Source organism: Chryseobacterium tructae, from assembly GCF_030409875.1.
GTDB lineage: Bacteria > Bacteroidota > Bacteroidia > Flavobacteriales > Weeksellaceae > Chryseobacterium > Chryseobacterium tructae.
In genome coordinates this window covers 1,192,114-1,210,705 of sequence record NZ_JAUFQR010000001.1, presented here as the reverse complement: position 1 = coordinate 1,210,705, position 18,592 = coordinate 1,192,114, and the positions used below count along the sequence as shown (strand labels likewise).

14 protein-coding genes and 4 pseudogenes are annotated in these 18,592 nt (G+C 36.2%); 12 read left to right on the top strand and 6 right to left on the bottom strand.

Annotated features, from left to right (window positions below; genetic code table 11):
- Nucleotides 1-2: 2 nt before the first annotated feature.
- Nucleotides 3-2,225: an ATP-binding protein gene (locus tag QWZ06_RS05845; RefSeq protein ID WP_290296394.1), complete on the bottom strand. Its 2,223-nt coding sequence runs from the start codon at nt 2,223-2,225 to the stop codon at nt 3-5.
- 346 nt (nt 2,226-2,571) lie between these two features.
- On the opposite strand from QWZ06_RS05845, the pseudogene QWZ06_RS05840 reads away from it, so the two are divergent.
- The 6 genes and pseudogenes from QWZ06_RS05840 (at nt 2,572) to QWZ06_RS05815 (ending at nt 9,873) form a co-directional block, all read left to right on the top strand.
- Nucleotides 2,572-3,620: pseudogene (locus QWZ06_RS05840) on the top strand (linear amide C-N hydrolase).
- A gap of 270 nt (nt 3,621-3,890) precedes the next feature.
- A pseudogene (locus tag QWZ06_RS05835) lies at nt 3,891-5,059 on the top strand (porin).
- Between the two features lie 20 nt (nt 5,060-5,079).
- Nucleotides 5,080-6,510 (top strand): anion permease, encoded by a 1,431-nt coding sequence (locus QWZ06_RS05830; RefSeq protein ID WP_290296392.1) that lies wholly within the window; start codon nt 5,080-5,082, stop codon nt 6,508-6,510.
- A gap of 16 nt (nt 6,511-6,526) precedes the next feature.
- A pseudogene (locus QWZ06_RS05825) lies at nt 6,527-7,182 on the top strand (succinate dehydrogenase cytochrome b subunit).
- Between the two features lie 12 nt (nt 7,183-7,194).
- Nucleotides 7,195-9,108 (top strand): annotated as a pseudogene (locus tag QWZ06_RS05820) (fumarate reductase/succinate dehydrogenase flavoprotein subunit).
- A 12-nt stretch (nt 9,109-9,120) separates the two neighbouring features.
- Complete coding sequence (locus tag QWZ06_RS05815; protein ID WP_290296391.1) at nt 9,121-9,873, top strand: succinate dehydrogenase/fumarate reductase iron-sulfur subunit; 753 nt, start codon at nt 9,121-9,123, stop codon at nt 9,871-9,873.
- A 306-nt stretch (nt 9,874-10,179) separates the two neighbouring features.
- Here QWZ06_RS05815 and QWZ06_RS05810 read toward each other — a convergent pair whose 3' ends face one another.
- The 3 genes from QWZ06_RS05810 to QWZ06_RS05800 all read right to left on the bottom strand — a co-directional run bounded on the left by QWZ06_RS05810 (nt 10,180) and on the right by QWZ06_RS05800 (nt 13,383).
- On the bottom strand, nt 10,180-10,950 hold the full coding sequence (locus tag QWZ06_RS05810; protein WP_290296389.1) for a cyclase family protein: 771 nt from the start codon (nt 10,948-10,950) through the stop codon (nt 10,180-10,182).
- 204 nt (nt 10,951-11,154) lie between these two features.
- Entirely contained in the window at nt 11,155-12,117 is a 963-nt protein-coding gene (locus QWZ06_RS05805) for a hypothetical protein (protein WP_290296387.1), read from the bottom strand.
- 252 nt (nt 12,118-12,369) lie between these two features.
- Nucleotides 12,370-13,383 (bottom strand): nucleoid-associated protein, encoded by a 1,014-nt coding sequence (locus tag QWZ06_RS05800; protein WP_290296385.1) that lies wholly within the window; start codon nt 13,381-13,383, stop codon nt 12,370-12,372.
- Between the two features lie 951 nt (nt 13,384-14,334).
- Here QWZ06_RS05800 and QWZ06_RS05795 point away from each other — a divergent pair.
- From QWZ06_RS05795 to QWZ06_RS05780, 4 genes are all read left to right on the top strand, one after another.
- Nucleotides 14,335-14,499, top strand: a complete 165-nt coding sequence (locus tag QWZ06_RS05795; RefSeq protein WP_290296383.1) for a hypothetical protein — start codon at nt 14,335-14,337, stop codon at nt 14,497-14,499.
- Between the two features lie 11 nt (nt 14,500-14,510).
- Complete coding sequence (locus QWZ06_RS05790) at nt 14,511-14,867, top strand: DUF7674 family protein (RefSeq protein WP_290296375.1); 357 nt, start codon at nt 14,511-14,513, stop codon at nt 14,865-14,867.
- A gap of 82 nt (nt 14,868-14,949) precedes the next feature.
- Complete coding sequence (locus tag QWZ06_RS05785; protein ID WP_262511434.1) at nt 14,950-15,081, top strand: hypothetical protein; 132 nt, start codon at nt 14,950-14,952, stop codon at nt 15,079-15,081.
- Nucleotides 15,082-15,132: 51 nt separating this feature from the next.
- Entirely contained in the window at nt 15,133-15,528 is a 396-nt protein-coding gene (locus QWZ06_RS05780) for a DUF7674 family protein (protein WP_123857288.1), read from the top strand.
- A 53-nt stretch (nt 15,529-15,581) separates the two neighbouring features.
- Here the strand turns inward: QWZ06_RS05780 and QWZ06_RS05775 are convergent, their stop codons facing one another.
- Complete coding sequence (locus QWZ06_RS05775) at nt 15,582-16,451, bottom strand: nucleoside hydrolase (RefSeq protein ID WP_290296372.1); 870 nt, start codon at nt 16,449-16,451, stop codon at nt 15,582-15,584.
- A gap of 201 nt (nt 16,452-16,652) precedes the next feature.
- Between QWZ06_RS05775 and QWZ06_RS05770 the strand changes: the two genes are divergently transcribed.
- Entirely contained in the window at nt 16,653-17,324 is a 672-nt protein-coding gene (locus tag QWZ06_RS05770; protein ID WP_290296369.1) for a cupin domain-containing protein, read from the top strand.
- An 11-nt stretch (nt 17,325-17,335) separates the two neighbouring features.
- Nucleotides 17,336-17,440, top strand: a complete 105-nt coding sequence (locus QWZ06_RS05765) for a helix-turn-helix domain-containing protein (protein WP_290301303.1) — start codon at nt 17,336-17,338, stop codon at nt 17,438-17,440.
- Here the strand turns inward: QWZ06_RS05765 and QWZ06_RS05760 are convergent, their stop codons facing one another.
- Nucleotides 17,441-18,505, bottom strand: coding sequence for a thiamine pyrophosphate-dependent enzyme (locus tag QWZ06_RS05760; RefSeq protein WP_290296366.1), 1,065 nt, complete (start codon nt 18,503-18,505; stop codon nt 17,441-17,443).
- Nucleotides 18,506-18,592: the final 87 nt, after the last annotated feature.

Here is an 18,592-nt window from a genome sequence, read left to right as displayed (position 1 = left end):
TCTCAAATGTAAGGTTTTTTGAACGTTAAAATGAATGATGTACCCTCTTTATTACTCTCATAATCTACATTTCCACCTATTCTTTTCATAATACGGTATACAATAGACAACCCTACTCCATTTCCTTTGAACGTTTTTGCATTGTCCATTCTGTTAAAGATCTTAAACATCTTATGTTTTTCCTCTTCAGGAATACCGATTCCATTATCTGAAATTCTGTAAACAATAGTTTGGCCGTCTTCCGTCCCTTCAATTTCCACCTTAGGCTCATCTTTATGAGAAGAATATTTTACCGCATTATTGATGATATTCAGAAATACCTGATGCAACATAGTCTTATCTGCCATAACATCCGGACATTCTTTAATAATGACTTCACTTTTTGAACTTCCGTACGTGATCTTTGCATTATCAGAAATCTTTTGAATTGTATTGCTTGTTTTCAGGCTTTCAAGCTGTATCTCGCTATGTTTTGCCCGGCTGAGCTGTAAAACATCATGCATCATTTCAGCCATACTGTCAATCTCCTCAATAATGGTATTAATTTTCGTTTTACTCTTTTCAGAATCATCAGTAAGATTGCCCAAAAGCATTTGAGCATTCAATTTCATAACCGTTAAAGGAGTTCCCAGATCGTGAGAAATAGTGTAAGAAAAACTATCGAGTTCTTCATTCACTTTTTTAAGCTCATCATTAAGCCTTTTGATGGCATTATAATTCTTATGAGAGGTCTCTAAAATAAGATCTCTAACCGCTTGTACAGCATTTATATTTCTAGAATTCCATCTTCTGGAATACCCTTTAATATTTTCCGTAAAAATCCGGAATGAAGTTCTGGGGGAAATCATCTGTCTGTCTTCTCCATTTTGAGAAAACACTCCTATTTTCTTTTCCGGATTCCCAGCCCAGTTAATGTGTTCGTCAAATTCTTTTCGGAACCAGATCAGCATTTCATTTTTATCTCTTTCAATAAAATAAATAGCGATTCCGGCGGCATGTTCAGATAGTTCCAGTTCCTCACCATGATTTTTCAGAAAACTTCGGTTAACATAAATTCTATCACTGGTATTTTCCAATGCCCAATGTACAATTTGGCTGATGCATTCCGCTGTCGGAACAGCTCCTTCCGTAATTATGTTTTCATCAGAAACAATAGCAAGACCATCCGCTTCTGGCAAATTCTTGATTTCTGCTTTACTCTCAACCAGAGAATCAAATAGATTATTATGCCTTAAGAACTCCGTTTTCAGTTGTGAGATTCTCTCATTCAGCTCCAGACGGTAATTCAGTTCTTTTTTTGATTTAAAAGAAGAATAAGCATTGGCAGCCAGTGCCGTAAATATTCCGGCCTGAACTCTGTCTTCAAGATCTATGTGTTTAGGATCTACATTCTGGCAGGTTACCAAACCCCAAAGATGATTATCAATGATAATCGATATACTAAAACTGGAAGAAACTCCTGAATTTTTAAGATATTGTCCATGAACAGGAGACATTGCCCGTGATGCGGAAAAACTAAGATCAATATTTTTGCTCGTTTTACTTAAGATTGGAACCGTATCAGCATATACATTACTGAAGATTCTTTTTCTTTTTTTAAGATAAAGATCCCTTGCCTGTTTCGGAATATCCGACTCCGGGTAGTGAAGCCCTAGGAAACTTTCCATCTCTTCATTTTTCTTTTCAGCGATTACCTTTCCCGAACCATCCATCATAAACTTATAGACCATCATCCGGTCATAATTTACTACTTTGGAAAGTGTTTCCAACAAGTGATTCCAAAGCTCCGGCTCATTGTCTATGACATAAAAATTATCATATTTGTTGGAGATCCTTTTATCAGGATTAATCAGGACTTCTTCGAATTCAAGGAAGATGTTTCCACCACTCCTGAAAACAGAAAAATGATATTCTTTTTCATTAATAAAAATTTTGTCGAAATACGTTTCATTTTCCCTTCTTGTAAACCGATCCAGGGAAGTATAAATATCTGACTCCGTAATATTCTGAAAACTTTCCGGAAAGTCCGTAAGTATTTTACCGAATACCTCATCCAGGTTTCCGATTTTAAAAATATCCGATATATTCTGGCTTAAAAAAGTAATGGAATGAGATGCCGCATCAATGCCAATCAAATAACCAAAACTTTGTATAGAGCCTGGAATATGGATAGGTTCTTCGTGACATTCTACAAAATTCATATCTCTTTTCAGTCTATCTATCAAATATAGGGCTTTTTTTTAACTGGTTTTGGTGATGTGGTATTTAATTTTCATCCGAATCATGTGGTATCACACCGCAGAAAAGCAATATTAATCTCCATTAAAAATTTATTGATTTTCGCCTATTTTTACTGCGATGTCTCTAAAATATACGAAAAATTTTCCAATAACGGCGTTTTTACACCTTAAACTATGATTCATAACATGAAATACAGTTTATCAGTTAAAATAATTATGTTATTTAACTAAATTTTGCTAAATTTATATCACCAAATAATGAATATGATCAGAATCAATTGAATTATTCACAACAAATTCAATATAAAATTTAATATCAAATAATACTATTATGAAAAAGTTCCCATTAATTTTATTTTCTCTTGTCCTTTCAGTGGGATTATGGAATCCATCAGAAGCATGTACCCGAGTGGTCTATAAAGGTCCACAAAATACCATTCTTACAGCCCGTTCTATGGACTGGCGTGATGAGATCCCGGCTAACCTCTGGGTTTTCCCAAAAGGAATAGACCGCAATGGCCAAACCGGCCCAAAATCTGTAAAATGGACTTCCAAATACGGTAGTGTTATCAGCTCCAGCTGGGACATTGCTTCTGCAGACGGAATGAACGAAAAAGGACTCGTAGCCAATATGCTATGGTTAGGCGAATCTCAATATCCAAAATTCGATCCTAAGGGAGGAAAAAAGGGACTTGCCATATCTTTATGGGCTCAGTATTATCTTGACAACTTCTCTACAGTGAAAGAAGCGGTTGAATTTTCAAAAAAAGAACCGTTCACTGTTGTCAGTGATTATATTCCGGGAACAGAAAGGTTTACAACCATCCACCTTTCACTTTCAGATGCAACGGGAGACAATGCTGTATTTGAATATATCAACGGAAAATTAGTAATTCATCATGATCCGTCTTATACCGTAATGACCAATTCGCCTGTTTTTGACGAGCAGCTTGCCCTTAATAATTACTGGAAAGGAATTCCGGGTACTGTAATGCTTCCGGGAACAAACCGTGCAGCAGACCGATTTGTAAGAGCATCTTACTATGTGAATGCCATTCCTCAAACTGCAGATACTCGTTCTGCTGTAGCCAGTATTTCAGCGTTATCAGAAATTGCTCCGTACCTTACGGAATTTCTTCAGCCACAGAGCCTAATATTGCTTCTACAAGATGGCGTACTGTTTCGGATCAGAAAAATCTGGTGTATTATTTTGAAACTGTTTTCACTCCAAACACTTTCTGGGTAGATCTTAAAGATTTTGACCTGAGTGCAAAAGGAAAAGTAATGAAATTAGATCTAAGTAATTATCAGACTTATAACGGTAAATCGAACAATAGCTTCAAAGAAACTCCATCTTTCAAATTCTTAGGCTTAGAATAAAGATTTAATCTCAAATGTTTCCTGGTGAAAGAATACTTTGAAAACACTTAGGATTTGTACATCTTGAATGATGATATTCAGGATGAGATATAAGATCATTTCCTTCCTCTGGAAATGTATAAATCGGAGATTTAACGGAAGGTTTAAGCAAAAAAAGTTTTTATCATTATATGGGCACGCACAGTGCATTACCTCAATTTTTCAAAGATAGAGACAGGAACTTTTATGCTTAATAAAATTTCAAAAAAAGCAAAAATTAAACAAATAGATATGGCCTTTTTTTCATTAAAAAAGAGAAGCCTGATCCTATGCATACTCATAGGCTGGTTTTCAGCAAATGCACAGATCCAGGATTCTCTACAGACCACACCACAACCACAACAAGAAGAAGATAATGTGAAATATCCGCAGCTTCAGATCAAAGGGCTTTTTCAGGCACGCTATCTGGTAGGAATGAGCAAGGATGTTGATGTAAATGGCCTTCATCATACTGACGGATCCGGAACTGACAATAACTTTATGTTGAAATACATGAGAATTCAGGTTAGGGCGCAGATCAGTAAACGTACGGAAGTCGTTGCTTTGGCTAACCTTGCAGATTTTAAAAATGATCCTAAAGGCAGAGTTCTTGAAAATGCTTACCTGAAATATACTTTCAGTCCCAAGTTGGCATTGACCGTAGGACAGTTCAGACCCTGGTTCGGTATTGAAGAAACCTATCCTATCGACATTATCAAATCCCTGGATTGGTCTAATCAGTATTCGGAATTCGGAAAACTGGGCTGGACAAGTTTCCAGATCGGGATGTCTGCAACCGGACAGCTTCAGCTTGGAGAAATACCTTTCCAGTATGCAGTTTCTGTGGTGAATGGAAACGGGAAAAATCAAATCAATGATAATGACAACGGAAAACAGTATTCTACCCGTTTGGTTTTCGGATTGTCTAAAAAATACAACTTCAATGTTGGTCTGAATGGAGGGATAGGAGAAGTTTCAGTAAAAAAGTATATGCTTTGGGACTTGATCTCAGCTCTCTGATCAAATTTGACCCGAAATGGAGTCTTGATATGCAATTGGAAGCTAAACAAGCTACCAATCATATTCTTTACAACTCCATTGCTCCCGAGTTACGATCAGAAAATCCAGATCAGTATCTGGTTCGTGGGGTTTATTTTCTTCCGAATCTGAGATATGAGATCAATCACAAAAACTTAAGCGCTTTTGAATTGTCTTGCCGTTATGAATATCTGGACACGAACTTCAGAATGGCTTCTAATCCAAGACAGACTATTACGCCTATGGTAGGCCTTGAGTTCCTTAAAAACTATGGAGCAAGAATTCAGCTAGGAGTACAGTTTGACCGCTACAAATATCAGGTAGAAAATACCAATCAATACAACAACAATCTATTCATAGTGCAAGTACAAAGTAGATTTTAACGGATTAAATAGTAAGTATCATGAAAGAAATTAATATTAAAAACGTTGCGATCACATTTGTCGTTGCGTTAATCATCTGGTTCATTCCTGCCCCTGATGGGGTTGCCCAGAATGCATGGCATCTGTTTGCCATCTTTGCAGCAACCATTTTAGGAATTATTTTAAAAGCAGCTCCTATGGGAACCATGTGTATGATGGCCATTGGATTTACAGCGCTTACGCAAGTAGTAGCTCCAGGAGACGCCGGAAAATCTATTACCAAAGCACTTTCCGGATTTGGAGATAAAGTGATCTGGCTGATCGGGATTTCATTCTTTATTGCCAGAGGGTTTATTAAAACAGGACTTGGAAACCGTATTGCCTTTTTGTTCATCAGGGTTTTTGGTAAAAGCTCATTAGGTCTGGCGTATGGATTAGGGCTTGCAGACGTTTGTCTGGCTCCTGCTATTCCCAGTAATACAGCCAGAGGAGGAGGTATTATCTATCCTATCATGAAATCTATGGCAATAAGCTTTGATTCGGTTCCTGAAAAACCGGAAACCCATAGAAAACTGGGCTCATTTTTAACATTGAATAGCTATTATATGAACCTCATTGCATCTTCTATGTTCTTAACCGGAACTGCAAGTAACCCGATGTGTCAGAAGTTTGCAGCCAACCTTGGCATTGATATTACCTGGATGTCTTGGGCAGCAGCGGGTTTCGTACCTGGTTTAGTGGCGTTCTTCGTTGTCCCTTTGGTATTGTATAAATTGTATCCGCCAGAATTGAAAAAAACAGGGGATGCACCGAAAATGGCGGCTCAGAAATTAAAAGAAATGGGCCCTATTTCAAGAAACGAATGGCTAATGCTATTAGCTTTCTTTATTCTTTTATTCCTTTGGATCTTTGGAGGAGCCCTTTCCATTGATGCTACTACTACAGCATTTATCGGATTAACGTTATTGCTATTAACCTCAGTATTAACCTGGGAAGATGTAAAAGGTGAGAAAGGAGCTTGGGATACCATTGTATGGTTTGCTGTTTTAGTAATGATGGCAAGTTCTTTAAATGAATTAGGCTTCATTGGCTGGTTCAGTAATCTTATCAAGATACAAATTGGAGGACTGAGCTGGCAGGTAGCCTTCCCGGTTATTATCGTCGTTTATTTTTTCAGTCACTATATTTTCGCAAGTGCTACAGCTCACGTAGCAGCGATGTATGCCGCCTTGTTGGGTGTAGGTGTCTCTTTAGGAATTCCACCTATGTTGTTGGCAATGATGCTAGGATTCATGGGCTCAATTTATGGAGTGCTTACTCATTACGGACATGGTCCAGCTCCGGTATTCTTTGGTAGTGGATATGTTGATCTTAAAGTCTGGTGGCTTCGAGGCCTTGAAATAGGAGTGGTACTCTTAATTATCTATATGGTTGTAGGAGGTCTATGGATGAAAGTTTTAGGATATTATTAATTATTAAATCAAATATATGTTATCAACATTGTCAAGAAAAATGCTGATGTGCCTTACAGGACTCTTTTTGGGATTCTTCCTGTTGATTCATTTCCTCGGAAATCTTCAGCTTTTTCTCCCTCAGGAACAGGCGCATCTGCAATTCAATGCCTATTCGCATTTTTTATCAGGAAATATCATTATCAAAATAGTTTCTTATGTTTTGTATGCCAGTATCATTCTGCATGCTGTAGATGGATTGATGATCACTCTGAAAAACAAAAAATCCGGTGACAGCTATCAAAATGACAGACGCGGAAGAGCCAGCAAATGGGCTTCCAGAAACATGGGCATTCTTGGAACATTGATCCTGATCTTCCTGGTAATCCATTTCAAAACTTCTGGTATATCTACAAATTCGGAAATCCGCCTTTGGATGAGAATGGAAATAAAGACTTATACATCTTGGTAGTCACAGTGTTTAAAGAGTGGTGGTATGTGGTTATTTATGTACTCTCTATGATTGCTTTATGTTACCACTTGATCCATGGATTATATAGTTCCGTAAGAACTCTTGGATTATACCATCCTAAGTTCGTGAAATGGGTTAAAATTATTGGAACAGCCTACTCTATCATTATCAGTTTAGGTTTCGCCCTTATGCCTGTTTATGTATTCTTTACCTATCATTAAAAAGACCTTATCATGATTTTAGATTCAAAAATACCTCAAGGTCCATTGGAACAGAAATGGGCTTATTATAAAAAGAAAGCCAAGCTTGTTAACCCGGCCAACCGTAAAAAGCTTGATGTGATTGTTGTAGGGACAGGTCTTGCCGGAAGTTCTATCGCTGCTTCTTTAGGAGAAATGGGATATAATGTAAAAGCATTCTGCTTTCAGGACAGCCCGAGAAGAGCACATTCTGTCGCTGCACAAGGTGGAGTAAATGCTGCTAAAAATTATAAACGATGGTGACAGTGTATACAGAATGTTCGTTGATACCTTGAAAGGTGGAGACTTTAGAGCCCGTGAAGCCAATGTGTACCGAATGGCAGAATGTTCTTTAAACCTCATCGATCAGGCCGTAGCACAGGGAGTTCCTTTTGGACGGGAGTATGGCGGTTATCTTAATAACCGTTCTTTCGGAGGGGTTCAGGTGAGCCGAACTTTCTATGCCAGAGGCCAAACCGGACAACAATTACTTTTAGGAGCATATCAGGCTTTGATGAGACAAGTAGGAAAAGGTTCTGTACAATTATTTTCGAGACATGAAATGCTTGATCTTGTCACGATTGATGGCAAAGCAAGGGGAATTATCGTAAGGAATTTAGATACCGGTGAGATTGAAAGACATGCAGCTCATGCTGTAATACTGGCAACCGGAGGGTATGGAAAGATCTATTACCTGTCTACGTTGGCTATGGGATGTAATGGTTCAGCTATCTGGAGAGCACATAAAAAAGGAGCTTTAATGGCTTCCCCAAGCTGGATCCAGGTACACCCTACTTCCCTTCCGCAATCCGGAGATTATCAGTCTAAATTAACGCTGATGTCTGAATCATTGCGTAACGACGGTAGAATCTGGGTTCCTGCAAAACAGGATGAAAACAGACCCCCGAATGACATTCCTGAAAATGAAAGAGATTATTATCTGGAAAGAAGATATCCGGCATTCGGGAACTTAGCCCCAAGAGATATTTCTTCTCGGGCTGCCAAAGAAAGAATTGATGCAGGCTTTGGAATCGGGCCTTTAAAAAATGCAGTATATCTTGATTTTTCAAAAGCCATTAAAGAACAGGGAAAAGATAAAATCAAAGAGAAATACGGAAATCTATTTGACATGTATCTTAAAATTACAGGATATGATGCTTATAAAGAACCGATGATGATATCGCCTTCTGCCCACTTTCAATGGGTGGTCTTTGGGTAGATTATGAATTAATGACTACTATTCCGGGACTATTTGCATTGGGAGAAGCTAATTTTGCAGACCATGGAGCCAACAGATTAGGAGCCAATTCTCTTCTACAGGCTTCTGTAGACGGCTATTTTATTGCTCCTTATACCATTGCCAATTATCTGGCGGATGAAATTCACACCGGAAAAATTTCTCCGGACACTCCAGAGTTTGAAAAGGCCGAAAAGGCCGTTAAAAATCAAATTCAGGATTTAATGAATATCAAAGGAACCAAAACCGTTGATTACTTCCATAAAACATTAGGAAAATTACTATATGACTATTGCGGACTTGCAAGAAATGAAGAAGGATTGAAATACGCTATTCAGGAAATCAGAAAGCTAAAACAGGAGTTCTACAAAGACGTAAGGGTTTCCGGACAAGGGGACAAGATGAATGCTGAGCTGGAAAAGGCTGGCCGTGTTGCTGATTATTTTGAAATTGGAGAACTGATGTGTTATGATGCTTTAACCCGTAATGAGTCCTGTGGTGCTCACTTCCGTGAAGAATACCAAACTCCGGATGGTGAAGCCATGAGAAATGACGCAGAATACCAGTTTATCTCAGCATGGGCATGGACAGGTGAAAATGGCGAACCAGAACTGGTTAAGGAACCATTAACCTTCGAAGAAATACAGCCAACGGTAAGAAGTTACAAATAAAAAACAAAAATTATGGATTTACACCTTAAGATATGGAGACAGAAAGACAAAAAAAGTGAGGGAAAACTGGTCAGCTATGACCTTAAAGGATTAAATTCTCACATGTCTTTCCTTGAAATGTTAGATACATTAAACGAAAAACTGATTACAGAAGGAGATGAACCTGTAGAATTCGATCACGACTGTCGCGAAGGAATTTGTGGACAGTGCGGAATGATGATTAACGGTATCGCCCATGGCCCTTTAAAAAATACAACAACCTGCCAGCTTCACCTGCGTTCTTTTAAAGATGGTGAGACTATTTTGATAGAACCCTTCAGAGCAGATGCTTTTCCTGTGAAGAAAGATTTAAAAGTAGACCGTTCTGCTTTTGACAGAATTATTTCTTCCGGAGGTTTTGTATCAGTAAATACAGGCCAAGCTCCGGATGCTACAGCTATTCCGGTTACCCATCAGACTGCGGAGGAAGCTTTTGATTCTGCTGCCTGCATCGGATGTGGCGCTTGTGTAGCCACCTGTAAAAATGGAAGTGCAGCTTTATTTACTTCTGCAAAAATAGCTCACATGGCATTACTTCCTCAAGGTAAAGAAGAAAGAAGCAAACGTGTTTTGGATATGGTTTACCAAATGGATACCGAATTGTTCGGACATTGTTCTAATACGGAAGCCTGTGAAGTAGAATGTCCGCAAGGCATCTCTGTCCTGAATATTGCCAGAATGAATTTTGAGTACAACAGAGCCCTATTTTTCAATAAAAAAGGGTAAATAAACGAAGAACGCTAAAAATAATATTATGTGAAAGAGTGAATCTGCAAATGCAGGTTTACTCTTTCTATTTTTAAAATAAATTTTTATGGATGAGTCTCAAAAACTGGGATCATATTGTTGGTATTTAATTTAACGCAAAGTTTTTATATCCACTAAGCTTCTTCAGCGATAAAGTCGCACTTCTTAGTTTCCTAAAATAAAACATTTGAATCACCTTTCTTTGCGATTAAAAAATAATCTGTTGGTTCAATAAAAAGTATAGATTTATACCAATAATCAAATTTTGCACTTGATCGATTTTTATTAATCCATCATGGCCACTACTCTTGCCGGAGCGGCAGAACCACCAACGATCTTTAAAGGAAATACACATACTTTGAATCCTGAAGGCGGTAATGCCTGAAGATTGGTAAGCTGCTCTATATGCAAATATTCTTTTTCAATTCCCACACGGTGCCCTTCCCAGAAGTATTCCGGATCACTGAGCTCTTTGGCTTTCTTAGCCATAAATTTTAGTGGTAAATCCCATCCCCATTGATCAATTCCCATCACTTTTACCCCCTGATTAATCAGCCATTCTGTAGCTTCTTTGCTCATTCCTGTTCCTTTTTCTACAAAATCGGAAGTTCCCATAAGCTTGTCCCTATCGGTTCTTATTAAAACAATATTCCCTTCCTGAATAATGATTCCGTTTTTATCGAGATCTTTTTTAAGATCATCTATTGTGATGGCTACAAAGTCCTCTTTATGACTGCAATCTATGACAATACCATCTCCATAACACCATTCTAAGGGAATCTGATCGATTGTTTTAGCAGGTTTTCCTTCCACAACAGGCCCATAATGCCATGGTGCATCAATATGGGTTGTCGCATGAAGTCCCATATTTTTAATCGTATCATCTGCCCAACCTGTCCAGTTTTTAGGAAAAAGCCTGAACGGAAGATCCAATGCGAGACGAATCAACCAATGGGACTTTTTATGAGGTTTATGTTTGATTTTCACCCTCATAAACCATGGATCTCCTGCATTGTATTGAATAGGTTTCGATAAATCGATGATGGTTGTTTTCATAGGGGGTAACTTAGAGAATAAACATAATAACGTAAGTTTAGAATAAATATTTCTGATGGGTATAGTTTAACACCGCTGTCATTCTGACGAAGGAAGAATCTCTATATCAAATTATAATACAGAGATTCTTCATTTCACTTTGTTTCATTCAGAATGACAGAGTCATAATGATAAATTAATAGACTGAGATTAACTTCCTGCCTTTTAAAATATCTTCGGAATCATAATCTTCTTCGGATCATTCTCATCATATATAATCTCTATAGTTCCTGATTTTGGTACAGAGGAAAGGTTTAAAAGACTAACAACCTTTTTATAAACAGCAATATGGTCATTCCCTTTATAGTCTTTAAAACCGACCTGAAATATAAGCTGTGGCTGGTCGTTGACCATTAATCCGGTCTCACTCACACTCATAAGTTGCCCCTCAGTATTCCTTCCAGCAAAAAGAATTTTTTCATCTTTTTTATTTCTCACAAATTTTCCAACGATATAATTGACTATTAATATTGTAACTAAAAATATTACACCACTAAGAATAATAGGATGTACAAAAGTCAGAAACCTCCACCCGAAATTAAAAGATTCCCGCCTATAAAAATAGCTGTAAAGACCTATTATATAAACCATCATAAATGCAATAAATACAAGCCTTACCGTCAGATTATTGATTTTAAATTTAGTCTGCATACCACTTAAAATAAAATAAGGTTCTTTGGATGGTACAGGATTTAAAAGGACTTTAATTATTTTACCTTTCTCAAATCTTTTTTCCTGTGGTTTAGTATCATAAAACATCATTTCTTGTCGGATAGGTGCATTTCTGAGATTCTGAAAGGAAAGAACAATATGAATCATATTGATATTGGTCTTTGGATTGTATTTCACCAATTTATAATCTATAATTTCAGCATCTCTCGGAATTCCATTTTGTGAGATATGACTGATGCGATTTTTTTCTTTAAAAGTTTTTATAAGAAGATTATTGATTAGAAAATACATAACACACAACCAGACAACAACAGAAAAACCGAGATATCCATAGCTCACGGCTAATGAATTTCTCGGTTCTGTACTTACTTCCTCGATCATCATATACAAGAAAATAGGAAACGGTATGCAGAAAACCAACATGTAAACCGTCCAGAAAATGAGCATAAATTTCATAACTAATATTTTGTGATAGTGATAAAGTTATGATATTATTTTTAACCTAAGTCGGTTTAAGTAAGTTAAACACAAAGGTTGGAAGCTGGAACTTACTTTCAGTTATAATTTACTAATAGTCAATGACATCATTAATTTCACCTTAAAAAGGATAAAAACAAACGAATAGCTGTTCTTATAGCCTTCATAACTTCCAGCTTCCAACTTCCAACTTATTACAATCAGGAATGCTACCCCGAAAACTTTTCTATGCTATACTTCTTTCTCGAAATACAATCTGTAGTATTTCCCTTTATCATCTTCTCCCATTTCCAGTTTCTGTCTGTCACCATGAATGTAGATGTGGAAATTTTTATCTAGTTTGATAATACTTTTAAAGTGTCTCTGGGTTTTCTTTACTGCAGCTTCACTGATAGGGAACTCTTCAGCAATATTTACCTGCATGTCTTGTTCGTAATCGGTTTTAAAATTTACAAAACTTTCAATCACGTGCTCATCGCCCAATACCTCATTAGCAAATTCATCTAATTTGAATTCTTCTTTTTCTTTAAAGAAATTGATCGATTTATTCAGGAAATCAGCCTGGTCAGCTTTTGAAACCTCAAATTCCTGTGGAAGTTGCTTCGTGATATAATCTTTGTAAACCATCAGTGCTTCCTGAGTGTGGAAATACTCATCATCACGCTGTTTTACTTTTAAGAAATCCTCGAACCAGTAATACATATCTCCGTTTTTGTTGTTATCAACCACAGAAAGTACATATCCTGTATCTTTATTATTGTTGTAGATCAAAGCTGCTTTATCAATTTTAGACAAACCAATTCCCTGATCTTTTTCAATATCAAATGTTTCTTCTGATGGATTAATTTTCAGGAATGATTCTCTTTTTTCCGTTTTAAAGATCCCGATCTTATCTACTCTGTCCGGGCGATCACTTTCGTCTTCAAAAAGAACGATAAACAATTCTCCACTCTGAACTCTAGGATTTTCAGCCGCTTCGAAAAGGTGTTTTGCAATATTCTCAGACTCCCAGATAAATTTGGATTTATCTTCAAAAATTTCAGATACCGCACTGTAAACCGGGTTATTCACCAGGTAAGTGTCACTGTAAAAATGAAAAGTTTCTTCTGACTTGAATGATCCTAAAAAGTAATCTTCAAGCATCTCTGCCATTCCTTCCTCCAACTTCAATTCCTCTTGGGAAAGCGTTAGAGAATCTCCGTTGATCTTATTTCCGACTCTGTGTACTATAATTTTTGAAAACATCTTCTGAATATTTGGATTGCAAAGATATTCATTCTATTCTTCACATGAAACTGAAAAACAGGTTTGATTGTACTGAATTTTTAAACCACAAATCGAAGATTCGACAAAGTCAAAAGTCACAAAAATTTTATTTCAAAAACACTTTAGTTCACTTGAAAATTTAAAATAACACTATTGAAAAGTACACATAAAACTTCTATTTTAAAATAACTTAAGTGTTATGATTCTTTTGAAACCAATATTTTAACCACAAAAGTTTTATTCTAAAAACACTTTAGTTCACTTAAGAAGTTGAAAATAGTTCTCCTGAAAAGTCCACTTAAGATGAAAATCTTAGATTTTCAAAGCTTATGTATACTTCTTATGCGTCAAGCTTGTCACTTAAAAATAACTTAAGTGTTTAAATTCTTTTGTGACCCATATTTAAACCACAAAAGTCACAAAAGTTTTATCCTAAAAAACACTTTAGTTCACTTGAGAAGTTGAAAATAGTTCTCATAAAAGCTTCTATCTTAAAATAACTTAAGTGTCATAATTCTTTTGAGACCCATATTTAAACCACAAAAGTCACAAAAGTTTTATTCTAAAAAACACTTTAGTTCACTTGAAAAGTTTAAAATAACACTATTGAAAAGCACATATAAGACGAAAATCTAAGATTTTAAAGCTTATGTGTACTTCTTATGCGTCAAGCTTGTCACTTAAAGATAACTTAAGTGTTTAAACTCTTTTGTGACTTTTGTGGTTCATCAAAAACAAGTTTATTCATAACCTTTAGAGGGTAAAACAATTCCTGTTTCTTCCAATTTGATAAAATCCTTATCATTTTGAAATGCTTTTTTAATTCAAATCTTCAATTAAAAATCAACAAAGCATTAATTATCAATATCTTAAATCAATTTCATATTCAAAGGTACACCATTGGCATCATGATTTTCAAAACATACAAAAATGGACTTGAAAACATTGAACAGAATAGACAAATTAAGAAGATTAAAAAGCAGAGGCCCACAAACGCCTAAATGGTTAAAGCCTTATCACCTGTTATTTATCGCGTTTTTAATCATTTTCATGTTTGGAGGCTTCATCAAATTGCTGGAACAAAACCATATTTAACAATGTATACTATGAACTATTTACAAGCTGTACAGGAAATCAATGAACTGTTTCCTGACTTTGAAAGAGAATTGAATAAAACGAAAAGTCCTAACTCATACAGTGTGATCAGGACTTTCACAGAACGTATCAAAAATATGATCCGCCAGAATGACAGTAATCTGTTGTTCAAAAGTTTACAAAAGATTGACAAAATGTACCTTAATGGAGATACGTTGTTAAAAAATGCTATTGAGAACACTTTTATCTACTCTTTGGACAATTTTACAGCGTTTTGCAGCAAAGAATACCGCCAAATGATCTTCAGTCATATTTCTTCAGACCTGAAAAACAGCTATTCAAGACAAATTTACAGTCATGGTATATAAAGCTTTTATTACATTTTTAGACTGTTTCATTACAAAGTGTTTAAATTAAACAAAATTAAAAATAACTCACAATCAATAGATTATGAAAAACAAAATCAGAAGGATTTCCGATTGGAAAACCTGGAAAAACACGACTAACAGACACAATTCGGAGATATTACTCACTCACATCGCTGTGATTGTAGGGGTTTTTATTTTTGCAGCATGTCTTTAAATTTTGGTATACATTTCGCTGCAATAAAAAGTGTTTGAAAAATTCTTAATTATGATGAAAGTACAAATGCAAACTATTAATCAAAAAATAGCTGTTGAATACTTAAAATTTTTCTATCCGCGACTTCGCAATGAAATCATACAGTTGTCTGTACAGGATAACTTTGCAGGAATTATGCAAATGACAGTTAATTATCTGAAAGGTCTGTTGCAGGAATCAAAGATCAACATTATTGCCCATCACATCAAACTGATGGACGGACTTTACAGAAACGGAAATTCCTATGTAAGAACAATGATCGAAAATATCTTTGTAAGATCTTTTGAAAGTTTTAAAAAACATGCTAAGATCGCTCATTGGAAACTCCTTTATCAATATATGCCTGTAAGCTTCCAGATCATTTATAATGAACAGCAGAAGCAAGATCAGATATATTTTGGAAAATAATTTTAAAGGCGGAGAAGGCTTTTTTTAGCGTTCTTCGCCTTTTATGATAATACTTAGGGTTTTATCACCATCCAAAGATCTGTTAAATCTGGGATATAAGTCGTGATTAATGACATACTCTTTTCCGGATGCTTTTCTGCTTCCAGGCATCCCCACTCTCCTTTTTTTCTGTACGGGATAACTTCTGCCCAATTTGCTTTAGAGGGATCAATTGCCAGTAAAGCCGCTACTGTATCATGGAGTGCTTTCTCTTTTAGTTCTACAGCCTTCAGAAACAGATCCAGCCCTTTGTTGTGATTACGAAACGGAATAAGCAGTTTAGCATCTTCTTTGGTGAAAACAGCCCCATGACAAACGTTTTTACTAATCATTCGTCTTTCAGCCATAGGGATTGAAAGCAAAGCTTCAGCCGCAAGCGGGTTACCGTTCAGATTAAAAGTCGCACAAACAAGTTTTCCATCAAATTTCTCCAGACGGTGTTCCTTTGAAACAATATTATCTCCTGCAAAACCTCCCTGGCAAAACCAGCGATTAAAGAATACTCCGGTTTCCAATAAAGAATGTGGATTCGTAAGTGCTGCCCCGGTTAGCAAAGTGCAATCAGGAAATTTCTGAAGTGTTTCTGCCATAATATTCGCGGCAGTATCATCTGCATTGGAATCTTCAAAATTCCCTACCCAGTCACGGTAAAACCCCGAAACACGTTTAGCTATAGATTTGGGAGTTCCAGCTCCAATGCGAACGTCTTCTCTATCAAGAATTCGTAAAACATGGCGTACAAAGCCAATTTGATCTGTTCCTCCCGGATGTACAGAAATACTTACCAAATTAACTTTTGGATGGGTTGCTAAAATAGCAAGGGTCATAGAATCATCAGGATCTGCAGTTTCCATATCGAAATGGAAAGGCAATTTAAGTTGCATATCGTTTTTATAGTATATTAGTTTTCAGCGGCAAAAATATAAAAAATAAAGATTATGCTTTTTTTGAGACCGTCATTGAAAAATAATAATTTCTTTCTCAAACAAAAATCGTTTATTAAATATGACACTAAATCCCGAAGTCTTTGTAATTTAGTGAAAAGATTCAGCCCTATCGGGTACTTACCATTATCACGAATAAAAATGATTGAAGTAAAAAAATATTCTCATCAGGAAGGACATCCGGCGCCACGACGGGTGGTAAAGTATACTTTGTTCTGGTGCAATACCGGGACTGCTGAAATTCTGATTGACGAGAATACTTTTCTCCTGAAAAGCGGTCAAACCGTTACCATTACTTCCGGACAGTTTCATCAGTTAATTTCTGTGGAAGGCGATCTCACCTCTCTTGAATTTACCCTCGATTTTTTCTGTAAAAGCGATAGTGATATTGAATTGATTTTTCACAACGGATTGTTCTGTCATTTTGGAATGAATGAAATGATTACCATTCAGCACCCAGATTTTTTCACAGATACTCTCAACATGATTGAAAAGGAAATCCACGAAAAGCCCTACCAATACCTGACCTCAACTCATTCTTTGGTAGAATTACTTTTAGTAGAAATTAACCGTTCTAAAATTGCCAATGGTGATGAAATATGGAAGCCGGATGCATTGTTTTTAAAGTTTTTAGAAAGTGTTCGTCATAATTTCTCCAATACCTATCCTGTCTCCTATCATGCAAATGTATTGACAACTACAGAGGCTAAATTAAATGAAGTATCTAAACTTCACACCAATAAAACGGCCCAGAATGTAATCTATAGCCTTACCATTTCTGAAGCTAAAAGATTGTTGTTGTATGAAAGCTAAGTGTTAAAGAAATTGCCTACCAACTTGGTTTCAATGATCCTTTTTATTTTTCAAATTTCTTTAAAAAACACACTTCAAAATCTCCTAAAGAGTACCAGAAAGCAGTAAAAATGTAATTATAAGTTGGCTAATCTTGGATTTTTCCCTAATTGTTGTTCAGGATCAACCTCTAACTCAATGAAAACAGACTGTTTCATATCTGGTTTTATCTCTTCAAAGATCGTAGATAAGTTGCTCAAATCCGGATTTAGTTTAAATGATTTCCAACCAAAAGAACGGGCTATTCCACAATAATCTACTTCTTTAACAACAGAATGATAACCTTCTTCAATAACATCAGGAAGAATTTTACGTAATCCCTGAGATACAATCCCTAATGTTTGGTTATTCAAAAGAAAAACGACGATTCCCAAATCAGAAACCTCAGCCATAGTTCCCGCAAATAAACGAAAACATCCATCTCCGGTAAAACAAAAAACATTCTTTTCTGGTGCGCCAATCTTAGCGCCGACTGCGAGCCCAAATGCTCCTCCCATTGCTGATCCTCTATATAAAGATATAAAATCTATATGATCATTAGGTCTCGGAATTACATATTGATGATCTTTATAAGCTAGGCAAACATCTAAAAATGCTATTGAGTTTTCAGCCCATAATTCATCAAGCTGCAGGTAAAAATCTGCCATATCAACATATCCTTCTCTTGCGGCTTGAAAATTCTCTTTATTAAGGTTTTGAGGAGCTTCCGATGCCAAAATATGGGTATATCCTCCTTTTTGAATATCACTCACCATTTCATTTAATATCAACGACAGATCTCCTTGAATTGCATGAAAATTTCCTTTTATAAAATAAGTCATTTTATGATCCACCAACCCATAGACCTCACCTGCCTGACCTACATAAAAAACTTCAGCAGCGGTAAGCTGTTTAAAATTGGTTGTATATTCATCAGGACATATTCCTAAAAGTAAAACACAATCATTTTCATTAATAGATTGAAAAATATCCATTGCCAGATCATTTCCACCAAAGCCAATATGACCAAATCCATATTTATTCTTTCGACTCACAGAATTAGCTCCATTCATGCTCCAAATAGTTTCAGCTTGTAGACCTTCACTCAAAAGAGTGGTCAAAACTTTTGCATCAGCGCAGTGAAAAAGTTCTTCCCCCACCATAATAATTAATCTCCGATGATGAATTGCTGATCTGAATACTGACACAAATGATCTCACCTCCTGCAAGAGCTCCCTATTATTATGATC

What these genes read in the sequence shown, in the direction of transcription:
- QWZ06_RS05790 (WP_290296375.1), top strand. Translation starts at nt 14,511, where the DNA reads ATGAACTATTTACAAGCTGTACAGGAAATCAATGAACTGTTTCCTGAC.
- QWZ06_RS05810 (WP_290296389.1), bottom strand. Translation starts at nt 10,950, where the DNA reads ATGAAAACAACCATCATCGATTTATCGAAACCTATTCAATACAATGCA.
- QWZ06_RS05815 (WP_290296391.1), top strand. Translation starts at nt 9,121, where the DNA reads ATGGATTTACACCTTAAGATATGGAGACAGAAAGACAAAAAAAGTGAG.
- QWZ06_RS05830 (WP_290296392.1), top strand. Translation starts at nt 5,080, where the DNA reads ATGAAAGAAATTAATATTAAAAACGTTGCGATCACATTTGTCGTTGCG.
- QWZ06_RS05770 (WP_290296369.1), top strand. Translation starts at nt 16,653, where the DNA reads ATGATTGAAGTAAAAAAATATTCTCATCAGGAAGGACATCCGGCGCCA.
- QWZ06_RS05780 (WP_123857288.1), top strand. Translation starts at nt 15,133, where the DNA reads ATGATGAAAGTACAAATGCAAACTATTAATCAAAAAATAGCTGTTGAA.
- QWZ06_RS05805 (WP_290296387.1), bottom strand. Translation starts at nt 12,117, where the DNA reads ATGAAATTTATGCTCATTTTCTGGACGGTTTACATGTTGGTTTTCTGC.
- QWZ06_RS05775 (WP_290296372.1), bottom strand. Translation starts at nt 16,451, where the DNA reads ATGCAACTTAAATTGCCTTTCCATTTCGATATGGAAACTGCAGATCCT.
- QWZ06_RS05785 (WP_262511434.1), top strand. Translation starts at nt 14,950, where the DNA reads ATGAAAAACAAAATCAGAAGGATTTCCGATTGGAAAACCTGGAAAAAC.
- QWZ06_RS05800 (WP_290296385.1), bottom strand. Translation starts at nt 13,383, where the DNA reads ATGTTTTCAAAAATTATAGTACACAGAGTCGGAAATAAGATCAACGGA.
- QWZ06_RS05760 (WP_290296366.1), bottom strand. Translation starts at nt 18,505, where the DNA reads ATGGTGGGGGAAGAACTTTTTCACTGCGCTGATGCAAAAGTTTTGACC.
- QWZ06_RS05795 (WP_290296383.1), top strand. Translation starts at nt 14,335, where the DNA reads ATGGACTTGAAAACATTGAACAGAATAGACAAATTAAGAAGATTAAAA.